Consider the following 20,840-nt stretch of genomic DNA (forward strand, 5'->3'; position numbering starts at 1 on the left):
GGCGGAATGTTCCGGATGTGGCATACGTCCCGTCACGGTCCGGTCACGGTCGCGTCGGAGGCGCTCGGTAGGGTTCCGGCATGCCCCGTGCCACCCTCTCCGCCGCCGAGGCCCGCCGGGTGGCGCTCGGTGCCCAGGGCTTCGGTCGCCCACCGTCCGAGCAGGTCGCCACCCGGACGCTCGCCGCCACCATCGATCGTCTCGGACTCCTGCAGATCGACTCGGTGAACGTGTTCGAGCGGAGCCACTACCTCCCGCTCCACGCCCGGCTCGGCGCCTACGACAAGGCCGCACTGGACCGCATCACCCAGGTGCGCGGTGCGTCGTACGTCGAGTACTGGGCGCACGAGGCCGCGTTCGTCCCCCGAGACACGCTGCCCCTGTTCTCCTGGGCGAAGGAGGCACGCCGACGCCGGGACCTCGACCGGAGCGACTTCGCGCGCGCCAACGGTCCGCTCTTCGCCGAGCTGCTCGAGGTCCTGCGGGTCCACGGCCCGATGCCCGCGAGCGCTGTCGACCGCGACGACAACGTCCGCCGCGGTCCGTGGTGGGGCTGGAGCGACGTCAAACGGGGCCTGGAGTACCTGTTCCGTTGGGGGGACGTCGTGTCAGCCGGACGACGGGGCTTCGAGCGCGTCTACGGCCTGCCGTCGCAGGTGCTGCCCGCTGCGCTCCTGGCGGACCCGCCGTCCCGCGAGGACGCCGTCCGGACGCTCGTCGAGCACGCCGCGCGGGCGTCCGGCGTCGGCACAGTCGCGGACCTCGCGGACTACTTCCGGCTCCGGACCGACGACACCCGGTCGGCCGTCGCCGACCTCGTCGACACCGGTGCGCTCGTCCCGGTGTCCGTCGAGGGGTGGGGGCGTCCGGCCTGGATGCACGCCGCGGCGCGGGTCCCCCGACGGATCGAGGCCGACGCGGTGGTCAGCCCCTTCGACCCCGTCGTGTGGTTCCGTCCGCGTGCGGAGCGGATGTTCGACTTCCGGTACCGCATCGAGATCTACACACCCGCCGCCCGTCGCGTCCATGGCTACTACGTGCTCCCGGTCCTGCAGGACGACGGGTTGGTCGGACGCGTCGACCTCAAGAGCGACCGCCAGCGCGGCGTGCTCCGGGTGCGGACCGCGTGGGAGGAAGCGGGACGGCGGATGGACCCGGGACGCCTCGGCGCCACGCTGCTGCGAGCCGCCGCGTGGCAGGGACTCGACGGGATCGAGGTCACGGACCGAGGGACGGCCGCGGCCGCCCTGGCCGACGCACTCGGCGTCCCGTTGGTCCCGCACGAGTCCGCGGACGACCAGGAGGGGGTTGCGGCGGTCGACGAGATCCGCGCGGCTCGGTCGTCGCTCACGACCGAGCACTGATCCGCGCCGCGGGCGCGGACGGCGCCGATCGTCAGAACTGGACGCGCGGCGGCTCGGCGATCGCGGCGGGTTCGTTCGTCTCGAAGAACGCCGCCTCGGAGAACCCGCGGCTCTTCGCGAAGCTGGAGTTCGGGAACACCTTGATCTTGCTGTTCAGCTCCCGCACGCCGCCGTTGTAGGACCGCCGGGCCGACTGGATCTTGTCCTCCGTCGCGACGAGTTCGGACTGGAGCTGCAGGAAGTCCTGGCTCGACTGGAGCTGTGGGTAGCCCTCGGCGACGGAGAACACGCTCCGGAGGGCCTTCTGCATGTGACCCTCGGCACTCGACGCGGCGGTGGCGTCACCCGCGCTCAGGGTCTCGGCCCGGGCCTTCGTCACGGTGTCGAAGACCTGTCGCTCGTGGGTGGCGTAGCCCCGGACGGTGTCGACGATGGTCGGGATGAGCTCCCCGCGCCGCTGCAGCTGCACGGCGATGTCGCCCCATGCCGCGTCGACACGGCCCTTGAGCGTGACGAGGGCGTTGTAGGTCGCCCAGAGGTAGACGCCGACTGCGACCAGCACGAGCACGATCACCCCGACGACGACGAGCATCGTGATCAGACCGGTGTGCATCAGCGGGTACTCCTTCGGCGTCGGGTCGCCTCGCGTCGCTGTGCCGGGTCGGTGTGGGCGGATCGGATGATCGGCACGGGACACCGCGACAGGTGCGGACACGAGGGCGCATGTGTCCGCGTCCACTGTATCCGCGGCCGACGGCGGCCCTGGGCCCGCCGCGTCGTCTCACGGCGAATTCCCGCATTCCGCTCACCGCGCTCCCGGCACCGGATCCGGAACGTCATCCGCGCGGCGGATTGACGACCGCGCGCCGGTGACGGTGAATGGGTGCAGTGACTGCATCAGGGAATCGCACCGGCCGGGGGGCCGCTCGAGGTGGCCCCCGTGTCGGACGTGCCCTCGGCGCGGTGAGCGCGCTCGCGGCGTCGCTCGTCGTCGTCGGCGTGCTCGCGGCCCCGGCGTTCGCAGCATCCGCGTCCGCACCGTCGGCCTCCACGCCGCACACCGCGTTCCTCCCGGGGGCCGAGCGCACCGCCTCGCCGACGCCGGACCCGAACGACCAGAGCGGCCTCACCCCGTCCCCGCCGCCCACCGGTGCGTCCCCGGTCGCTCCGACGATCGACGACCCCGGCGACGTCACGAGCGCGACGGCGCGGTTCCGGGGCACCGGCACCCCGGGGGACGGCGTCCGGGTCGGCGACCCGGCGGTCCCGTCCGCCTCGGTCTGCACGTCGACGGTCGGTGCCGATGGCTCGTGGTCGTGCCTCGCCGCGGTGCGGTCCGGCCCCGGACAGGTCTTCACCGTCTTCGACACGACGAACGGCTCGCTCGTGCCCGCCGACAGCCCCGCCGTCGACGTCATCGTCCCACCGACCATCGCCGCGAGCGGTCCGACGACCGGCAGCGTCTCGGGGACGGGCACCGCAGGCGCGACCGTCACGGTCGCGCCGTCGGTCGGCTCGGTCGCGCGCACGACGACGGTCGGCCCGGACGGACGCTGGGTCCTCTCGTTCGGGTCGGGCGAGGGTGCGCTGGCGACCGGCACCTGGACGATGAGCGCGACCCAGACGGTGGGGACCGCACTCGGCTACCGGTCGGACCTCAGGAGCACCGCCTCCGTGCCGCGCACGATCACGATCGACCGGACGGCACCCGCCGCGCCCGTCATCACCGCACCGGCTCCGGGCGCCCGGGTCCGGACGCAGCCGATCACCGTCGTCGGCACCGGCGAGGACGGGGCCGTCGCGACGGTGTACATCGACGCGGAGCCGGTCTGCCAGGCGACGGTCTCCGCCGGGTCGTGGCGCTGCACCACGGCCGGAGAGAGCATCCCGGACGGCACCCGCTCCCTGGTGGCAGGACAGCGGGACGCTGCGGGGAACTTCTCGCCCGTGACGGCCCCGATCTCCCTGGCCGTCTCCGGAGCCCCGGTGGACGGCGCACCGTCCGCTGCGCCCTCGTCGCCGACGCGCTCCTCCGGGGCACCGGCACCGGGCACCTCGCCGAGTCCGGGCGCACCGTCGGCGCCCGGTTCCGGCGCCGGCGGGTCGGGATCGGGATCGACGGGTCCCGGTGGGCCGGGCGGGTCGGGCGGCGACCCCGGCCGCGCACCGGGTAACGACACCCCGACCGGATGGGCGGTCGCGACCGCGTACGACGGCGGCGTCCCGACGATCCAGGGATCGATCTCCGTCCGGACCCTGCTCCTCGTGCTCGTCGGCATCGCGAGCTTCCTGGTCCTCGTGGCCGTGCCGATCAAGCTCGTCGCACGGTCCGTCCGCGGGCGGATCGCCTGGCGTGCGGCACGGTTCACCGGCCGGAACCGGAGCGTCGCGGAACAGGCCGCCGGGGACGACGACGGGATGCCGACGTGGGCCACCGTGGCACTGGCCGTCGGGATCGCGAGCGTGCTCATGCTGCTCGGCACCGGCATCGAGCCGCAGGCCCGGTACGCCCGGCTGAGCATCGCCGTCGTCCTCGGCACGTCGGCGCTGGCGACCGGTGTCGTGCTCGCGACCCGCTGGGCTGTCGGCTCGGCCCGGACCGAGTTGCACCACCGGATCTCGCCCGTGCTGCTCGCCGCGGCGGTCGTCGCCGCGGTCGTCACCCGGAGCGCGGACCTCTCCCCCGCCCTGCTGCTCGGTGTGCTCGTCGTACCGTCCGTGCGACGTCGACCCGCCGACCCCACACGGCTCGACGCGACGCTCCGGAGCCGGAGCGCGACAGGTCGCACCGTGGTGCTCCTGGCGCTCGCGGCCATCGGGTGGGGCCTGCACAGCGCGCTCAGCATCGAGACCGGGGCACACGGGTTCTGGGGCGAGCTGACGAGCGAGTTCGCGATCACCCTGTGCGTCGGCGGCCTCGGCTCGGTCGTCACGACGATGCTGCCGATCGCACGGACGGACGGTGCTGCACTCTGGTCGACCTCGCGGACGCGGTACGCGGCACTGGCGTCCGTGGCCGTCGCCCTCGCCGTCGCGGTGTACTCCGGGACCGCCGGCACACACCTGTCGGCGCTCAGCGTCGCGGTGGCCGTCGTCGGTTGCGCGGTCGTCGGCGTCATGACCTGGACGTGGGTCCGCGTCGTCGAGCCGGTGCTCGGCGACTGACCGCCCGACGCGGTCGCCCGACCCGGTCGCGACACGCCGCGACGGCCGCCGGACGCGGTCGCCCGACCCGGTCGCCAGACCCGGTCGCCAGACGCCGCGACGGCCGCCGGACGTGACGACCACCGCCGGGCCCGCACCGTGCCTCCCGTCCGGCCCCACCCGCCGCACCACCGCCGGAGCCGCGCGATACGCTGCGATCGGTGCGCCGGAGCACGCCGCTGCATCGCCGAACCGCAGACCTGAGACCCTGCAGACCCGCTGACCCGCTGGAGCGCGCATGACCACCGAGATCCCCGCAACCACCGCCGTGCCCTACGACGCCACCCGGTTCCGCACCGTGTTCGAGGGCAGCTACACGTACGCGAACGGCTTCGCCCGGAACGTGCACCGGTTCGCCGGACGTCCGGCGCTCCGGGACCCGTCGACGGACCGTTCGTGGACCTACGCGGAGCTCGGCGACGCGGTCGACCGGATCGGCGGCTGGCTGCTCCGGCACGGCGCGGCCCGTGGGTCGGTCGTGATGGTCGAGCTCTTCAACGGCCCGGAGTTCGCGATGCTGTACCTGGCGTGCCACCGGGTCGGCGCGGTGTTCTCGCCGACGAACTTCCGGCTCGCCCCGGCCGAGGTCGCACACATCGTCGACGACTCCGCCCCCGTCGTGTTCGTGTCCGACGTCGCGCGCGCCACCGAGACCGCCGAGGCGCTCGGCCTCGCCCGACACACCCCGGACCACCTCGTGACGGTGGGCGACCCCGCCGACGCCGCGACGACGGTCCCCGGCGCCGTCGGCTTCGACGACCTGCTCGCGGCCGACCCGGTCACCCACCTGGAACTCACCGAGGCCGAGGAACGATCGCCCCGGAGCACCTACGACGAGACGACCCGCCTCTACACCTCCGGCACCACCGGGCGTCCGAAGGCCGTCCCGCTGCCGAGCCTCGTGGAGGTGCTCAGCGCGCACGACGTCATCATGCACTTCCCGCTCACCCCGTTCGACAAGACCCTCAACATGTCGCCGCTGTTCCACCGCGGTGGCCTGTACTCCGGCGGCCCGAACCCCGTGTTCTACGTCGGCGCGGAACTCACCACCCTGCGGCACTTCGACGCCGACACCGTGCTCGACCTCGTCGCGTCCGAGCAGCTGACGTTCCTCATCGGTGCGCCGACGAACCTCGTCCAGCTCGCCGACGCGCAGGAACGGGCACCGCGGGATCTCAGCTCGCTGCACGGGATCGTCACGATGGGTGCGCCACTGGACCGCGCCGCTGCGCTCCGGTTCCAGACGCTCCTCACGCCCCGGATCTTCAACGGGTACGGCACGACGGAGACCTTCTGGAACACGTTCCTGCGGCCCGAGGACTTCCCGGACGGCGCCGGGTCGACCGGCAGGGCGTCGACGGACGACGACGTCGCGGTCGTGCAGGTGTACCAGGACCGGCTCGCCAGCCCGTCCGACACCGTCGCCAAGGACGGCACCGAGATCGGCGAGTTCGCAGTCCGCACCGTGAAGTCGGGGTACTCGTACCGGAACCCGACGCTCGAGCGGGAGAAGTTCGCCAAGGGCTGGTTCTACCCCGGGGACCTCGCGACGTGGGACGAGCACGAACGCGTCACCATCGTCGGCCGCAAGGACGACATGATCATCTCCGGCGGCGAGAACGTCCACCCGGTCCAGGTCGAAGCCGTGCTCCAGGAACACCCTGGGGTCGCGGACTCGGTCGTCGTCGGCGTCCCGGACGAGCGCTGGGGTCAGGTCGTCACGGCGTACGTGGTCCGTCGCGGGTCCGGACTGCCCGCGGACGACCAGGACGCCGCCGCCGTCCTCGAGCAGTTCATGGGGTCGCACCTCGGGCTCGCCCGGTACAAGCGTCCGCGGCGCTACCGGTTCGTCACGGAGCTGCCGTACAACGCGACCGGCAAGAAGGTGCACTACATCGCGACGGAGACCGCGGCGGCGGACCAGGCGGCGGGCCGGCTCATCGCCCCGTAGTCACGCGTCGGTCTGGAGGCACTGGGTCCCGTCCGCCCCGGCGCTCCGCTCCGCATGTGGGGCTTCGATGCCCCGTCGTGCGGGAGTGCCCCCGCGGCGCGTGCTCGTGCTCGTGCTCGTGCTCGTGCTCGTGCTCGTGCTCGTGCGGGCGTGTACCCCCGGCGGGACTCGAACCCGCAACTCAGCGATTTTAAGTCGCACGCCTCTGCCAGTTGGGCCACGGGGGCGGACGCCACCAGCCTACTGAGCCGGGCCTCCGGGGCGGACGCACCCTGCGCCTCCCGTCCTGTGTCGCAGCGCGAGTGAGCAGCAATCGTCGGGTCCGTGCGTCGGACTCAACGATTGCTGCTCACTCGGCCGTGCGGGCCTGGGTCACTCGACCGCGCAGGCCTGGGTCACTCGGCCGTGACGCTCTCCGCGGCCGGGTCCGCTGCCGGCGCGGCCTTCTTCGCGGCCGGCTTGCGGGCCGGCGCTTTCTTGACCGGGGTGTCGCCGGTGGCAGGCGTCGCGGCCTTCCCCTTGGCCGGGGTCGCAGCCTCGGCCTTCGCCTTGTCGGTGGCCTTGTCCTCGGCGGACTTGTCGGCCGGGGTGGCGTAGGCGGGCCCCGTCGTCGAGGCGTCCGACGGCGAACCGGACTCGGGCTGAGCGGGCTTCGGGCGGGACGCGAACGCCTCGAACGCCGCGCGCGGGGTCTCGCGGTCGTCGAGCGAGACGATGTCGCGACCGAGGAACATGCCACCGACCCAGTCGCCGACCACGCGCCACTTGCGTTCCCACGACGGCATCGCCAGGCCGTGGTACCCGCGGTGCGCGCCCCAGGCGAGGAAGCCCTTCATCGCGAACTTGCCCGACTGGAACACACCGATGCCGACACCGAGGCCCGCGACGGCGCCCAGGTTCTCGTGCTTGTAGTCCTGCGGGGTCTCGCCGCGGAGGGTCGCCACGACGTTCTTCGCGAGCTGCTTGCCCTGTCGGACCGCGTGCTGCGCGTTCGGGACGCACATCCCGCCGACGCCGCCACCGGTGAGGTCCGGCACGGCCGCGACGTCGCCGCAGGCCCACGCACCCTCGACCACGCCGTCGTCGTCGACGACGCGGAGGTCGGGCTGGACGCGGATGCGGCCGCGGGGCTCGAGCGGGAAGTCGGTGCCCTTGACCATCGGGTTCGCCATGACACCAGCGGTCCAGATGATGAGGTCGGACTCGACCGTGATCTTGTCGCCCTCCTTCGGCGCCATCTCGCAGACGCCGCCGACGGCCGACGCGAGCTGCGTGTCGAGGTGGACGTCCGCTCCGCGCTGCGCGAGGTTCTTCAGCACCCAGTGGCTGGTCTCGAGGGAGACCTCGGGCATGATGCGACCCATCGCCTCGACCAGGTGGAAGTGCGTGTCGTCGAACGAGATCTGCGGGTAGTTCTTGAGGAGCGCGGTCGCGAAGGAGCGGAGCTCGGCGAAGATCTCGATGCCCGCGAACCCGCCACCGACGACCACCACGGTGAGGAGACGGTCCCGTTCCGGGCCGGCCGGGAGGTTCGCCGCCTTCGCGAAGTTCGTGAGGAGCTTGTCACGGATCGCCGCGGCCTCCTCGATGGTCTTGAGGCCGATCGCCTCGTCCGCGACGCCCGGGATCGGGAAGGTCCGCGAGACCGCGCCCGCCGTCATGACGACGGTGTCGTAGGTCTCCTCCCACGGTTCGCCCACCGACGGCGTGATCGTGGCGGTCTTCGTCGCGTGGTCGACCTTCGTGACCTTGGCCGTGACGACCTTGGTCTTCGTGAGGTGGCGGCGGAGCGCGACGACCGCGTGACGCGGCTCGATCGACCCGGCGGCGACCTCTGGCAGGAACGGCTGATAGGTCATGTACGGCAGTGGATCGACCACCGTGACCTCGGCTTCGCCCGCACGGAGCCACTTCTCGAGCTTCCATGCGGTGTAGAAACCGGCGTATCCGCCGCCGACGATGAGGATCTTGGGCACGTGGTTGATCTCCTTGAGTGGGGGTTTGCCGCGAATCAACTTACCCCTCCGCGGCGCTCCGCCCGATTCCGGCGTCATCGAGGACGTCGTACGTCGGGCAGTCGCAGCGGGCGGGGCTCCATGAGCAGCGCTCGAGGGCGAGGTCGCCGATCGGGTTCACTCCGGGGCCGGCGGCGAGGCTGTGTCCGACGAGCGCGTGCAGGCACTTGACCCGTGTGGGCATGCCACCGGCGCTCACGCCGTCGATCTCCGCGACGTGCTCGATCGACTCGCGGTCGGCGAGGTACGCCTCGTGTGCATGTCGGTAGGCCGCGGCCACGCCGGCGTCGTCGCCGATGTCGTCGCCGGCGTCGGCGTCGGCGTCGAGGAGGAGGGCGGCGAGCTCGGGCATGACCTGCGTCGCCTCGAGGGTGCTCACCGCGGCGGTCGCGGCCGGGTGCGTCAGGTAGTAGAGCGTCGGGAACGGCGTTCCGTTGCCGAGACGGGGCTTCGTGGCGACGACCGTCGGCGCGCCGCAGACGCATCGCGCGGGGATCCCGATGACGTCGCGCGCCGGACGACCGAGCTGCGCGGAGACGATCATCACGTCGCGCTCGGAGGGCGGGTCGAACGGAGGAGTGGCCACGGGACGACCAGCCTACCGGACGGGCGGCTGCCGCAGCACTCGTGGCCGTCGGCTACTTGCCGGTGCCGGTCCCGGTGACCTCGGGCGCGATGAGCTTCGACGCGGTCTGGTCCGACAGCCCGGACCTGAGGACCGACGACAGCATGCCGGAGACCCAGTCCACCTTGGGCGTCTGCAGCGTGGTGCTGACGGGGGTCCCGGCGTCGGTCGTCACGGCCCCGCCGGTGCCGTCACCCGTTGCTGCTCTGTCGCCGCCCGCCGTGGCGCCCATCACGAGGTAGCTCGTCTCCCCCGGGTAGACGTACAGCAGGCGGTCGCGGGCCTGCGCCTCGATGTAGGCCGGGTCGTCCCAGCGGGCGACGTCCTTCTTCTTCGTGGTGACGTCCTGGCGCGCAGCGGCGACCTGGGCTCTGGCCACGGCGATCTCCTGCTGCTGCTGGATGAGGGTCCGGAGGCTCGGAGCGAGGACCACGACGAACAGCACGATGATGCCGAGCATGACGACGCTGAACCCGGAGAAGCGCATGTTGCGGAGCCAGCCGGACTGGGCCGTGCCGGTCGCGGGGAGCGACACGGGCACACGGCGGACGCGGGGCTTCGGGGACGACATGCAACGACGATAACCCGGGCCGACTCGGAGTCGGCGCAGCGGCGCGGCCGGGCAGCCGATCGGCGGCGACGACGCCCAGGGCGGCACCGGTCCCCGTCCCCGGCGCCCTGACCCCCCGGCCCCCCGGCTCCCCGGCTCCCCGATCGAGAACGCACGAACCTGCTGTCCGGCAGCATGCCGACTGCAACTCTGTGCATTCTCGACGCGGGGGCGCGGGTGGCCGCGGGTGGGCCCGGGTGGCCGCGGGTGGGCCCGGGTGGCCGCGGGCGGGCGCGGGTGGCCGCGCCTGTGCCCCGGACTACAGGTGCGCGCTCCGCGGGAAGGCCGAACGACCGGCGTAGACCGCTGCGTCGCCCAGTTCTTCCTCGATGCGGAGCAGCTGGTTGTACTTGGCGACCCGATCCGACCGCGCCGGAGCACCCGTCTTGATCTGTCCGCCGTCGACCGCGACCGCGAGGTCGGCGATCGTCGTGTCCTCGGTCTCGCCGGACCGGTGGGACAGGATCGCGGTCATGCCGTTGCGCTGCGCGAGCGACACGGCATCGAGCGTCTCGGTGAGCGTCCCGATCTGGTTCACCTTGACCAGGATCGAGTTGGCGGCCTTCAGCTCGATGCCCTTGGCGAGGCGCGTGGGGTTCGTGACGAAGAGGTCGTCACCGACGATCTGCAGCTTGTCGCCGAGCTGTGCGGTCAGGTGCGACCACCCGGCCCAGTCGTCCTCGTCGAGGGGGTCCTCGATCGTGACGAGCGGGAAGTCGTTCGCGATGCCGACGAAGTACTCGGTGAACTCCTCGCTGGAGAGCTGCTTGCCTTCGAACGAGTACTTGCCGTCCGAGAAGAACTCCGAGGATGCGACGTCGAGGCCGAGAGCGATGTCGGTGCCGGGCTTGAAGCCGGCCTTCTCGATCGCGGCGACGAGGAACTCGAGCGCGGCACGGTTCGATGCGAGCTCCGGGGCGAACCCGCCTTCGTCGCCGAGGCCGGTCGCGAGACCCTGCTTCTTCAGCTCGCCCTTCAGGGCGTGGTACGTCTCGACACCCCAGCGAAGTGCTTCGGAGAAGGAGGCCGCACCGTAGGGCACCAGGAAGAACTCCTGGATGTCGACGTTCGTGTCGGCGTGCGCGCCGCCGTTCACGACGTTCATGAGCGGCACCGGGAGGGTGTGCGCGTTCGGGCCGCCGAGGTAGCGGAAGAGCGGCAGGTCGGCCGAGTCCGCCGCAGCGCGGGCGGTCGCGAGCGAGGCGCCGAGGATGGCGTTCGCCCCGAGGCGCGACTTGTTCTCGGTGCCGTCGAGCTCGATGAGCGCAGCGTCCACGAGGCGCTGGTCGGTCGGGTCGAAGCCTTCGAGTGCCGGACCGATCTCGTCGAGCACGGCGTCGACGGCCTTGAGCACGCCCTTGCCGCCGTAGCGCTTGGCGTCACCGTCGCGCAGCTCGTAGGCCTCGAACGCACCGGTCGACGCGCCGGACGGGACGAGCGCTCGCGACACCACGCCGTCGTCGAGGAGCACCTCGACCTCGACGGTCGGGTTGCCTCGGGAATCGAGGACTTCACGGGCTCCTACGGCGTCGATCAGTGCCACTGGGTACTCCTAACGAAGGTTGTTGTGGATCGGACCAATCCGGGATCGATCCTAGCGAGCGCCGGATGGCCGGGCCTCCCGATGACGACCACTGGGGAGAACTGCCGACCACGCGATCGCTGCCGGCGCGGTCAGGACAACGGACGGAACTCGAGCTCGTCCGTGTCCGTGGCGGTGACCGTGGCGAAGGCACCGTAGCCATCCGCCGCGAGGCCGGCGAGCAAGTTCTTCATGTTCTTGGTCCGTCGCTCGAGCCGGACGCGACCGTGCGCTGCCATCACGGACCGCTTGACTGCCGCCAGACGTGCCGGTTCGACGTCGCGGTCGTACACGAGCGCGACGGCGTCGGTGGTGTCCGCGTCGGCGACCGACACGAGGTCGACGAGCCGTTCGAACCCGAGCGAGAACCCGACCGCGGGGACGTCCTGCCCGAGGAACCGGCCGATCATCCCGTCGTAGCGCCCACCGCCGCCCAGGCTGTAGGCGAAGTCAGGGTGCGCGACCTCGAAGATCGTGCCCGTGTAGTACCCCATCCCCCGCACGAGCGTCGGGTCGAACCGGAGGTCCATGTCGGGCACGGCCGCCCGGAGCGACTCGAGCGCCCCGAACGCGTCGGCGTCGAGCCACGGCGCTCCCGCGACGGCGTCCCAGTCGGCGGTCGCCAGGGTCTCGAGCGTCCCGCGGAGCTCTGCCGCGTCCCGCCCGGTGAGGCTCGGCAGACCGACGAGCTGCTCGGCGACACCGGACGCGCCGATCTTGTCGAGCTTGTCGATCTCGACGAGAGCCCGTCCGGCGTCGTCGTCCGCGACCCCCCACGACGCGAGCATCCCGGCGAGGATCCGCCGGTCGTTGATGCGGACGAAGGTCCCGCGCACGCCGAGCGCGGCGAGGGCGTCCGCGGTCGCCTGCAGGAGCTCGATCTCGGCGAGCTGCCCGGGCTCCCCGAGGATGTCGATGTCGCACTGCACGAACTGGCGGTAGCGGCCTCGCTGGGGTCGCTCGGCCCGCCACACCGGCGCGATCTGGACGGCTCGGAACACCGCCGGCAGCTCCGCGCGGTGGCTCGCGTAGAAGCGAGCGAGGGGGACGGTGAGGTCGAACCTGAGTCCGAGGTCGGCGAGTTCGAGCGCGGTCTCCGCGCCATGCAGGTCCGCGGTCGTCAGCCCACGGCGCATGACGGCGAACGCGAGCTTCTCGTTGTCGCCGCCGAGGCCGGCGTGCAGCCGCGACGAGTCCTCGACCACCGGGGTCTCGATCTCGTCGAAGCCGTGGTGTGCGTAGACGTCCCGGATGACCCCGAGCGTGTGCTCGCGGCGTGCCTTCTCGGCAGGGAGGAAGTCCCGCATCCCGCGGGGGGCCGTCACGAGCGTCGCCATGTCCCCATCCTGACAGAACGTGGGGTTGCGTCCCGTCCGATCCATTGATACATTGAACACACAACAACAACTTCGGTTCGCGGGACGCCTGATCCGTCCTCGAACCGATCGCGGGAACGGCATGCTGCAGTTCGTCCCCGCGGTTCGAGCGGACATCAACACGGCGTACCTCCCCTGGACGCCGTGGTCCGTTCAACGGGTGCCCTGCTTTTTCGGGTTAGCAGGGCACCCACCTCCCCACGGTCCGGCTTGCATCCCTGCGCCGGGCCGTGGGGACTCTCGTCCTGCACTCCCCGCTCGGCCCGCTCCCCTCCACCGGGCCAGGGGTCCCGTCTCGCGCGACCCGGCTGCCCACCCGCCGGGTCGCGTGGCCCACCCGCAGAGTCGCGCGGCCCACCCGCACAGTCGCGCGCGGCTCTGCGCGTGGCCCACCCGCAGAGTCGCGCGGCCCACCCGCACAGTCGCGCGCGGCTCACCCGCCGGGTCGCGCGGCCCACCCGCACAGTCGCGCGCGGCTCACCCGCCGGGTCGCGCGGCCCACCCGCACATTCGCGCGGCTCACCCGCCGGATCGCGCGGCCCACGCCACTCGCAACCCGGGCGACCATCCGGGCTCAGCTGCGCTCGGACGCCCTCGCCTGCTCCTCGTACACCGCCACGGCCGCCCGGAGACTCGCCACCGGGTCGATCCCCGCCGCACGAGCCGCCGCGATCCGGGCGAGCTCCGCCGCACCCCATCCCGGGTCGACCGCGCCGCGCCCGTCCGCACCGCCCGTCACTCCCGGCCTGACGGCGGCACCTGCGAGCTCGGACGTGACCCGGTCGAGCGGCCCCGCCCCGAGCCCGTGTTCCTCGGCCCGTTCGAGCAGCTTCACGGCACGCTCGAGCGGCGGCATCGCGTGCGGGACCCCGTCGAACGCACTCGTCCGCGACGCCTTCTCGGACGCCTTCGCCGCGCGCCACACCCGGACGACCTCCTCGAACGTGTCGGCGCGTTCGTCCCCGAAGACGTGCGGGTGACGATGGACCATCTTCGCCCGGACGTGCTCGGCCACGTCGCCGAGGTCGAACGCTCCGGAACGCTCTGCGATCCCGGCGTGCAGGACGACCTGGTACAGGACGTCGCCGAGCTCCTCCAGGATGTCCGCCGGGTCGTCGGCGTCGATCGCGTCGACGAGTTCGTAGGACTCCTCGACGGCGTAGGTCGCGAGCGAGGCGTGCGTCTGCGCACGGTTCCAGACGCACCCTCCGGGATCGAGGAGCTGGTCGACGACGTCAACGAGGGCGAGCACGGCGGACGACGACTGGGCGGCGGTCATGCCCCATCGTCGCACCGGACCCACCGGACCCGCCGGACCCGCCGGACCCACCGGACCCACCGGACCCACCTGACCCGCCGTCCCGCCGGACCCGCCGGACCCGCCGCACCCATCGCACCCATCGCACCCACGGCATCCGGAGCCACGTCCGGTATCGTGCACACCGGCGCGTCGGGAAGTCTGGTCGACATCAGACCTCGTCGAACCTGATCATCGGAGCCCCATGCCCGCTCTCCTCCGCTCCGAGCGGTTCAGTGCGATCGCACTGCTCGTCGCCGCCGTCGTCGGACTCGTGGTCGCGAACTCACCGCTCGGCCCCGGTCTCGAGGAGGGCCTCGCGTTCCACACCCCGTGGGGCATGATCGGACTCGACCTGTCCATCGCGCACTGGATCAGCGACGGTCTGCTCGCGGTCTTCTTCTTCTCGGTCGCGATCGAGCTGAAGCACGAGCTCGTCGTCGGTCAGCTCTCGAACCCGCGAACGGCGGCGATCCCGGCGATCGCGGCCGTCGGCGGCGTGCTGGTCCCGGCCGGGATCTACCTGCTCGTGACGCAGGGCTCCGGGTTCGAGCACGGCTGGCCGGTCCCGACGGCGACGGACATCGCGTTCGCCCTCGGGATCCTTGCCATCTTCGGCACCGGGCTGCCGTCGACGATCCGGGTGTTCCTCCTGGCCCTGGCGGTCCTCGACGACCTCATCGCGATCGTCATCATCGCCGTGGTGTTCGCGCACGACACCGACTTCTGGGCGCTCGGCGGCGCCGTCGTCGCACTCGGGGTGTTCTGGGCGCTCGCCCGCCGACTCCGGACGGGCCGGGAGCGCATGGGCAGGAGCCAGGCGGTGCTCGTCGCGGCCCTCGTCGTGGTCGGACTCGTCAGCTGGTGGCTCGTGTACCACTCCGGCGTGCACGCGACCATCGCCGGGGTCGCGCTCGGGCTCCTCCTCCCGCGGAGGCCGGGGCATCTGGCGTACGACCGGATCGAACCGTTCTCGAACGCGATCGTGCTCCCGGTGTTCGCGTTCGCCGCTGCGGCCGTCACGATCCCCAGCGTCGGGATCGGCGAGCTGTCCCCGACGTTCTTCGCGATCGTGCTCGCGCTCCCGGTCGGCAAGGTGATCGGCATCACGCTGTTCGGCGGGATCGCGTCCCGGCTCGGACGCGCGCCGGATCGTCCGACGCTCGGGCTCGGGTCCGTCGCGGCGGTCGGGGTCCTCGGGGGGATCGGGTTCACGGTGTCGCTGCTCATGAACGAGCTCGCGTTCGCCCGGAACGAGGAGATCGTCGACGAGGGCACCCTCGCCGTCCTCGTCGGCTCGGGGATCGCGATGGTCGGCTCCGCGATCGTCGTGTCGCTGTTGGCTCGCCACACCCGGCGGGTCGCCGACGCGACCACGTGACGGACGGGAGGGACGGGTCGGCCCCGCACCGTCCCTCCAGTCCGGCAGGTGGCGCGCCCGGCACCCACGCCGAGATCGCAGGACACGCCGTCTGCAGACGGACCCACGCGGCGTGTCCTGCGATCCCGATGACCGGCGGGCGGCGTCGCGGGGTGGCGCGGCGCAGCGCGGCGCGGCGCGGCGCAGGGCGGGGCGCCGCGCGGCGCAGGGCGGGGCGCCGCGCGGCGCCCTACGCGGCGGAGGCCTCCGCCGCGACCGAGGCGCCGTAGATCGCGGTGAGGATCCCCTCGGTCCAGACGATGAGCTCCTCGTCCGGCAGGGGCTCGCCGTTCGTGCGCGGCATCGGGATCGCGGTCGCGTTCTGCTGCGCGAACCACCGGGCCCCCGGGTACATCCGCTGCAGTCGGACCTGTGCCGAGTCCGCGAGCTCCTTGCCCGCCACACGGAGGTTCGAGCCCATCACGACGACGTCCGACAGCCCCACCTGCTGTGCCATCCGACGGAGCTTGGAGACCTCGATGAGGGTGCTCACCGGCAGCGGCGGGGCTCCGTAGCGGTCGGTCATCTCGTCGAGGACCATCGTGATCGCGGTGTCCTGGGCGGACGGCGACGATGCCGCCGAGAGCTTCTGGTACGCCTCGAGCCGGAGCCGCTCGCTCTCGACGTACTCCTCCGGGATGCGGGCGTCGACGGGGAGCTCGAGCCGCAGTTCAGTCTGGCCTTCGGCGACGTCGCCGCGGAACTGTCCGACCGCCTCGCCGATCATCCGGAGGTACAGGTCGAACCCGACGCCGGCGATGTGCCCGGACTGCTCGCCGCCGAGCAGGTTCCCGGCGCCGCGGATCTCGAGGTCCTTGAGTGCGACCTGCATGCCCGCGCCGAGCTCGTTGTTGGCGGCGATGGTCTCGAGGCGGTCCTGCGCGGTCTCGGAGAGCGGCTTGTCGGCGTCGTAGAGGAAGTACGCGTACCCGCGTTCCCGTCCGCGACCGACCCGGCCACGGAGCTGGTGCAGCTGCGAGAGGCCGTACTTGTCGGCGCGGTCGATGATGAGGGTGTTCGCGTTCGCGATGTCGAGCCCGGTCTCGATGATCGTCGTCGACACGAGGACGTCGAACCGCCGCTCCCAGAAGTCGACCATGACCTGCTCGAGCGTCGACTCGGCCATCTGGCCGTGGGCGACGGCGATCCGGGCTTCCGGGACGATCTCGGCGAGGTGCGCGGCGGTGCCCTGGATGTCCTTGACGCGGTTGTGCACGTAGAACACCTGGCCCTCGCGCAGCAGCTCGCGGCGGATCGCGGCCGCGACCTGCATGTCGGACTGCGGACCGACGAACGTGAGGATCGGGTGGCGGTCCTCCGGCGGGGTGGCGAGGGTCGACATCTCGCGGATGCCGGTCACCGCCATCTCGAGCGACCGCGGGATCGGCGTCGCACTCATCGCGAGGACGTCGACGTTCGTCCTGAGCTTCTTGAGCTGATCCTTGTGCTCGACGCCGAACCGCTGTTCCTCGTCGATGATGACGAGCCCGACGTCCTTGAACTGGACGCCCTGCGACAGGATCCGGTGCGTGCCGATGACGATGTCGACCGTGCCGTCGAGCAAGCCCGCGATGGTCTCCTTCGACTCCTTCTCGGACTGGAACCGGCTGAGCGCCCGCAGGTGCACCGGGAACCCGGCGAAGCGCTCCTGGAACGTCTCCATGTGCTGGCGGACGAGCAGTGTCGTCGGCACGAGCATCGCGACCTGCTTGCCGTCCTGCACGGCCTTGAACGCCGCACGGACCGCGACCTCGGTCTTGCCGTAACCGACGTCGCCGGAGAGCAGACGGTCCATCGGGATCGGGCTCTCCATGTCGGCCTTGATCTCGTCGATCGTCGTCAGCTGGTCGGGCGTCTCGGCGAACGGGAACGCCTCCTCCAGCTCGCGCTGCCACGGTGTGTCCGGACCGAACGCGTGCCCCTTGCTCGCCATGCGCGCGGAGTACAGCTTGACGAGCTCGACCGCGATGTCGCGGACGGCCTTCCGCGCCTTGCCCTTGGCCGCCGCCCAGTCGCTCCCGCCCATCTTCGACAGCGCCGGCGACTCACCGCCCACGTAGCGGGAGAGCTGGTCGAGCTGGTCGGTCGGCACGTACAGCTTGTCGCCCGGGTACCCGCGCTTCGACGGCGCGTACTCGAGCACGAGGTACTCGCGGCTCGTCTTCAGCGCGTTGCGGCCTCCGCTCGAGACCTCGCGGGAGGTCAACTCGAGGAACTTGCCGATGCCGTGCGTGGTGTGCACGACGACGTCGCCGGCCTTGAGCTGCAGCGGGTCGACGACGTTCTTCCGCCGGCTCGCGAGCTTCTTGACCTGACGGGCGCCCTGCTGCGCGGTGCGACCGTAGAACTCGGCCTCGGACAGGACGACGAGTCGCGGGTCGGTGACCATGAACCCGTGCTCGACGCTCGCCGTGGTGACGAGCACGACGCCCGGCTGCGGGGGCTCGTCGACGGCCTGGGCGCGGGCATCGGCACCGGCATCGACGAGGACCTGGACCGCGCGGTCCACGAGCCCGGTGCCCTGCGCGGTGACGACGACCGCCCAGCCGTCCTTGGCGAGGTCGACGACGTGGTCGACGGCGCCGTCCGCACTGCCGGCGAAGCTCGGGACGTTCTCCGCGGGGACTCGGATGTAGTCGCCCGCGGCCGCCACGGCGTCGGCGATGGCCTGCTGCGCCTGTGCGGCCACCGCGGCGGCGTCGGCACTGGGCTCGACCTCGAGGTCCGCACCACTGTCGAACGGCGAGACCGTCCACCAGACCCGGTCGCCCTTCGACGCCTTCAGCGCACCGAGCGACAGGAAGTTCCCGGCGTCGAGGTCGATCGGAGCCTGCGCGCCCGCGACCGCGGCACTCCACGCCGCCTCGAGGAACTCCTGGTTCGTGTCGGCGAGGCTCTTCGCCCGCGCCGTGACCCGCTCCGGTGAGAACACCGCCACGGTCGCGCTCGTCGGCAGGTAGGTGGTCACCGGGACGAGCCGGTCGACGAGCGCTGGAGCGAGGGACTCCATGCCCTCGACCGGGATGCCCTCGGCGACCTTGGCGAGCATCGGTCCGAGGTTCGGGAACTCGTGGAGCATCTCCCGGGCACGCTGGCGGACACCCTCGGAGAGCAGGAGCTCGCGACTCGCAGTGAGTGTCACCTGGCCGAGGTCGTCGTCCGTGGAACGCTGGTCGGCGACGCTGAACGCCTTGATGCCGTCGATCTCGTCGCCGAAGAAGTCGATGCGCACCGGGTGGTCCGCCGTCGGCGGGAAGACGTCCAGGATGCCGCCACGAACGGCGAACTCACCGCGCCGGGACACGAGGTCGACGCGCGCGTAGGCGAGGTCGACGAGCTGCGACGCGAGGTCGGAGAGGTCGTTGCCACGCGAGTTCGTGCGGAGCACCAGCGGAGCGAGCGCCGTGATGTTGTCGGCGATCGGCTGCAGGGCGGCGCGGACGCTCGCCACGACGACGATCGGGGTCGGGGTCTCGCCCGCGTCGAGTGCCGCCTGGAAGTCCGCCAGCCGACGGAGGGTCGCGATCCGGGTGCCGACCGTCTGCGCGCTCGGGCTGAGACGTTCGTGCGGCAGGGTCTCCCACGCCGGGAACTCGAGGACGTCGGCGTCGGGCGCGTAGCAGTGCACGGCGTCCCGCACGGCCTCGGCCTCACGCCCGGTCGCCGTCACGACGAAGGTGCACTGCGGGCCGTTCCGCTCCGCGAGCAGCGCCGCCAGGAGCGGGACGCGCAGGCCGTCGACCACCGAGAAGTCGGCATCGCGGTTCGCGGCACGGAGCACGCGATCGAACGCGGAGGCGCGCGAGAGCGCAGAGATGATGCCCGAGATCGTCACTGTTCCGATGGTACCGGGACCGACCGACAGCCGGACGGGAGGCGGGGTGCGGGCTGGCGCCGTCCCTCCGGTGCGGAGGCGGGTTCCGCTGAACGCCACCTTGGCCGCTTCGCGCAGAGGTGCGCACTGCGCCGAGCGGCCAACGTGGTGTTTTGCGGGGCGGGGGGGGGGGCGGGGTCAGGCGGGGGCGTGGAAGCGCTGCTGCGCGGCCGTCAGGCCGTCGGTCGCGATGGCCTCCACCGCATCCGCGGCCTCGGCGAGCAGGATCGGGAGGCTCTTCTTCTCGGTCGGGGTGAAGTCCCGCAGCACGAAGTCCGCGGCATCCTGCCGGCCCGGGGGACGGCCGATGCCGACCCGCACACGGGCGAACTCGTTCGTGCCGGTCGCCTTGATGATGTCGCGGAGACCGTTGTGGCCGCCGTGCCCGCCGTTCCCCTTGAGCCGGAGCGTGTCGAACGGCAGGTCGAGTTCGTCATGGACCACGACGAGCTCGGCAGGGGTCAAGCTGTAGAACTGGAGCAGCGCGGCGACGGGCCCGCCCGAGGTGTTCATGAACGACGACGGTTTCGCGAGGACGAGCCTCGGGCCGCCGGGTGCGGGTGCGGTCCGCCCCTCCGCGACGAGCGCTGGGGTCTTGTGCTTCTTGAACGTCGCACCCAGCCGGGGGGCGAGTTCGTCGAGGACCATCTGGCCGACGTTGTGGCGATTGCCGGCGTAGCCGGGCCCGGGGTTCCCGAGCCCGACCACGAGCAGCATGCGGTCAGCCACGAACGTCAGCCAGACAGTCTCGTCGGAACGGGTTACTCGGTCGCGTCGCCCGAGCCGGGCTCGTTCGCTTCGCCCTCGGCACCGGCTTCGGCGCCGGCCTCGAGCGAGGCTTCGTCGGCGGCGTCGTCGTCCGCGGTGCCACGCGGGGTCACGATGGAGACGACGAGCGCCTCGGCGTCGGTCTCGAGCTCGGCGCCGTCCGGCAGGGTGATCTCGCCGGCGTGGATCTGCGTGCCGTCCTCGAGGCCTTCGACGTCGACGACGAGACGCTCCGGGATGGCGGTGGCGTCGACGAGGAGGGACAGGGTCGACTCCTCCTGCACGTGGATGGTGCCGGCGAAGGACTCGCCCTCGACGTGCACGGGGACGTCGACGGTGACCTTCTCGCCACGACGGACGACGACCAGGTCGATGTGCTCGATGATCTGGCGCACCGGGTCGCGCTGGACGTCCTTGACGAGGGCGAGCTGCGCGGCGCCGTCGATGTCGAGGTCGATGATCGCGTTCGCCTTGCGGACGACCAGCATTGTCTCGTGCCCGGGCAGCGAGACGTGCTGCGGCTCGGTGCCGTGCCCGTAGATGACGGCGGGGATCTTGTCGGCGGCGCGGATCTTGCGCGCGGCGCCCTTCCCGAAGGTGGTGCGGAGCTCCGCGGAGAGCTTGTTGTGGTCGGCCATGGTGGTGCCTCCTCGTGGGGACGACCCGTGGAGGTCGCCGATCGGTCAGTGGTGTGTCAACTCGAACGCATGACAGCGCGAGGAAAGCTCCCAGTACTGGGCCGGTTCTCCCTACC

Annotated in this window: 14 protein-coding genes and 1 tRNA gene; 4 read left to right on the forward strand and 11 right to left on the reverse strand. The window is 71.9% G+C overall.

Annotated features, from left to right (window positions below; all coding sequences use genetic code 11):
• The first annotated feature begins 80 nt into the window (after window positions 1–80).
• The gene (locus ACO0E0_RS09780) at window positions 81–1,364 is read left to right on the forward strand and encodes a winged helix-turn-helix domain-containing protein (RefSeq protein ID WP_422871212.1); all 1,284 of its coding nucleotides are present in this window, start codon (window positions 81–83) and stop codon (window positions 1,362–1,364) included.
• A gap of 31 nt (window positions 1,365–1,395) precedes the next feature.
• On the opposite strand, the gene ACO0E0_RS09785 is transcribed toward ACO0E0_RS09780, so the two are convergent.
• On the reverse strand, window positions 1,396–1,977 hold the full coding sequence (locus ACO0E0_RS09785) for a LemA family protein (protein ID WP_422871213.1): 582 nt from the start codon (window positions 1,975–1,977) through the stop codon (window positions 1,396–1,398).
• A 350-nt stretch (window positions 1,978–2,327) separates the two neighbouring features.
• Here ACO0E0_RS09785 and ACO0E0_RS09790 point away from each other — a divergent pair, with 350 nt between their 5' ends.
• Together ACO0E0_RS09790 and ACO0E0_RS09795 are read left to right on the forward strand one after the other, a co-directional pair.
• Complete coding sequence (locus ACO0E0_RS09790; RefSeq protein ID WP_422871214.1) at window positions 2,328–4,529, forward strand: hypothetical protein; 2,202 nt, start codon at window positions 2,328–2,330, stop codon at window positions 4,527–4,529.
• Window positions 4,530–4,806: 277 nt separating this feature from the next.
• Window positions 4,807–6,519, forward strand: coding sequence for a class I adenylate-forming enzyme family protein (locus ACO0E0_RS09795; RefSeq protein WP_422871215.1), 1,713 nt, complete (start codon window positions 4,807–4,809; stop codon window positions 6,517–6,519).
• Between the two features lie 153 nt (window positions 6,520–6,672).
• Here the strand turns inward: ACO0E0_RS09795 and ACO0E0_RS09800 are convergent.
• From ACO0E0_RS09800 to ACO0E0_RS09830, 7 genes are all read right to left on the reverse strand, one after another.
• Window positions 6,673–6,746 (reverse strand) — tRNA-Leu (locus ACO0E0_RS09800).
• Window positions 6,747–6,914: 168 nt separating this feature from the next.
• The gene (locus tag ACO0E0_RS09805; RefSeq protein ID WP_422871216.1) at window positions 6,915–8,495 is read right to left on the reverse strand and encodes an NAD(P)/FAD-dependent oxidoreductase; all 1,581 of its coding nucleotides are present in this window, start codon (window positions 8,493–8,495) and stop codon (window positions 6,915–6,917) included.
• 40 nt (window positions 8,496–8,535) lie between these two features.
• Complete coding sequence (locus ACO0E0_RS09810; RefSeq protein ID WP_422871217.1) at window positions 8,536–9,120, reverse strand: DUF501 domain-containing protein; 585 nt, start codon at window positions 9,118–9,120, stop codon at window positions 8,536–8,538.
• A gap of 52 nt (window positions 9,121–9,172) precedes the next feature.
• Window positions 9,173–9,730, reverse strand: a complete 558-nt coding sequence (locus ACO0E0_RS09815; RefSeq protein WP_422871218.1) for an FtsB family cell division protein — start codon at window positions 9,728–9,730, stop codon at window positions 9,173–9,175.
• Window positions 9,731–10,028: 298 nt separating this feature from the next.
• Complete coding sequence (gene eno / locus ACO0E0_RS09820) at window positions 10,029–11,312, reverse strand: phosphopyruvate hydratase (RefSeq protein WP_422871219.1); 1,284 nt, start codon at window positions 11,310–11,312, stop codon at window positions 10,029–10,031.
• Window positions 11,313–11,443: 131 nt separating this feature from the next.
• The gene (locus ACO0E0_RS09825; protein WP_422871220.1) at window positions 11,444–12,688 is read right to left on the reverse strand and encodes a histidine--tRNA ligase; all 1,245 of its coding nucleotides are present in this window, start codon (window positions 12,686–12,688) and stop codon (window positions 11,444–11,446) included.
• 613 nt (window positions 12,689–13,301) lie between these two features.
• Window positions 13,302–14,006, reverse strand: a complete 705-nt coding sequence (locus ACO0E0_RS09830) for a MazG family protein (RefSeq protein WP_422871221.1) — start codon at window positions 14,004–14,006, stop codon at window positions 13,302–13,304.
• 223 nt (window positions 14,007–14,229) lie between these two features.
• Between ACO0E0_RS09830 and nhaA the strand changes: the two genes are divergently transcribed.
• Window positions 14,230–15,405, forward strand: coding sequence for a Na+/H+ antiporter NhaA (gene nhaA, locus ACO0E0_RS09835; RefSeq protein ID WP_422871222.1), 1,176 nt, complete (start codon window positions 14,230–14,232; stop codon window positions 15,403–15,405).
• Window positions 15,406–15,634: 229 nt separating this feature from the next.
• On the opposite strand, the gene mfd is transcribed toward nhaA, so the two are convergent.
• The 3 genes from mfd to ACO0E0_RS09850 all read right to left on the reverse strand — a co-directional run bounded on the left by mfd (window position 15,635) and on the right by ACO0E0_RS09850 (window position 20,724).
• Window positions 15,635–19,279, reverse strand: coding sequence for a transcription-repair coupling factor (gene mfd, locus ACO0E0_RS09840; RefSeq protein WP_422871223.1), 3,645 nt, complete (start codon window positions 19,277–19,279; stop codon window positions 15,635–15,637).
• 177 nt (window positions 19,280–19,456) lie between these two features.
• Window positions 19,457–20,047: an aminoacyl-tRNA hydrolase gene (gene pth / locus ACO0E0_RS09845; RefSeq protein ID WP_422871224.1), complete on the reverse strand. Its 591-nt coding sequence runs from the start codon at window positions 20,045–20,047 to the stop codon at window positions 19,457–19,459.
• 32 nt (window positions 20,048–20,079) lie between these two features.
• A complete protein-coding gene (locus ACO0E0_RS09850) occupies window positions 20,080–20,724 on the reverse strand; it encodes a 50S ribosomal protein L25/general stress protein Ctc (RefSeq protein ID WP_422871225.1) in 645 nt (214 codons plus the stop codon).
• Window positions 20,725–20,840 lie beyond the last annotated feature (116 nt).

The organism is Curtobacterium phyllosphaerae, from assembly GCF_049341865.1.
GTDB lineage: Bacteria > Actinomycetota > Actinomycetes > Actinomycetales > Microbacteriaceae > Curtobacterium > Curtobacterium phyllosphaerae.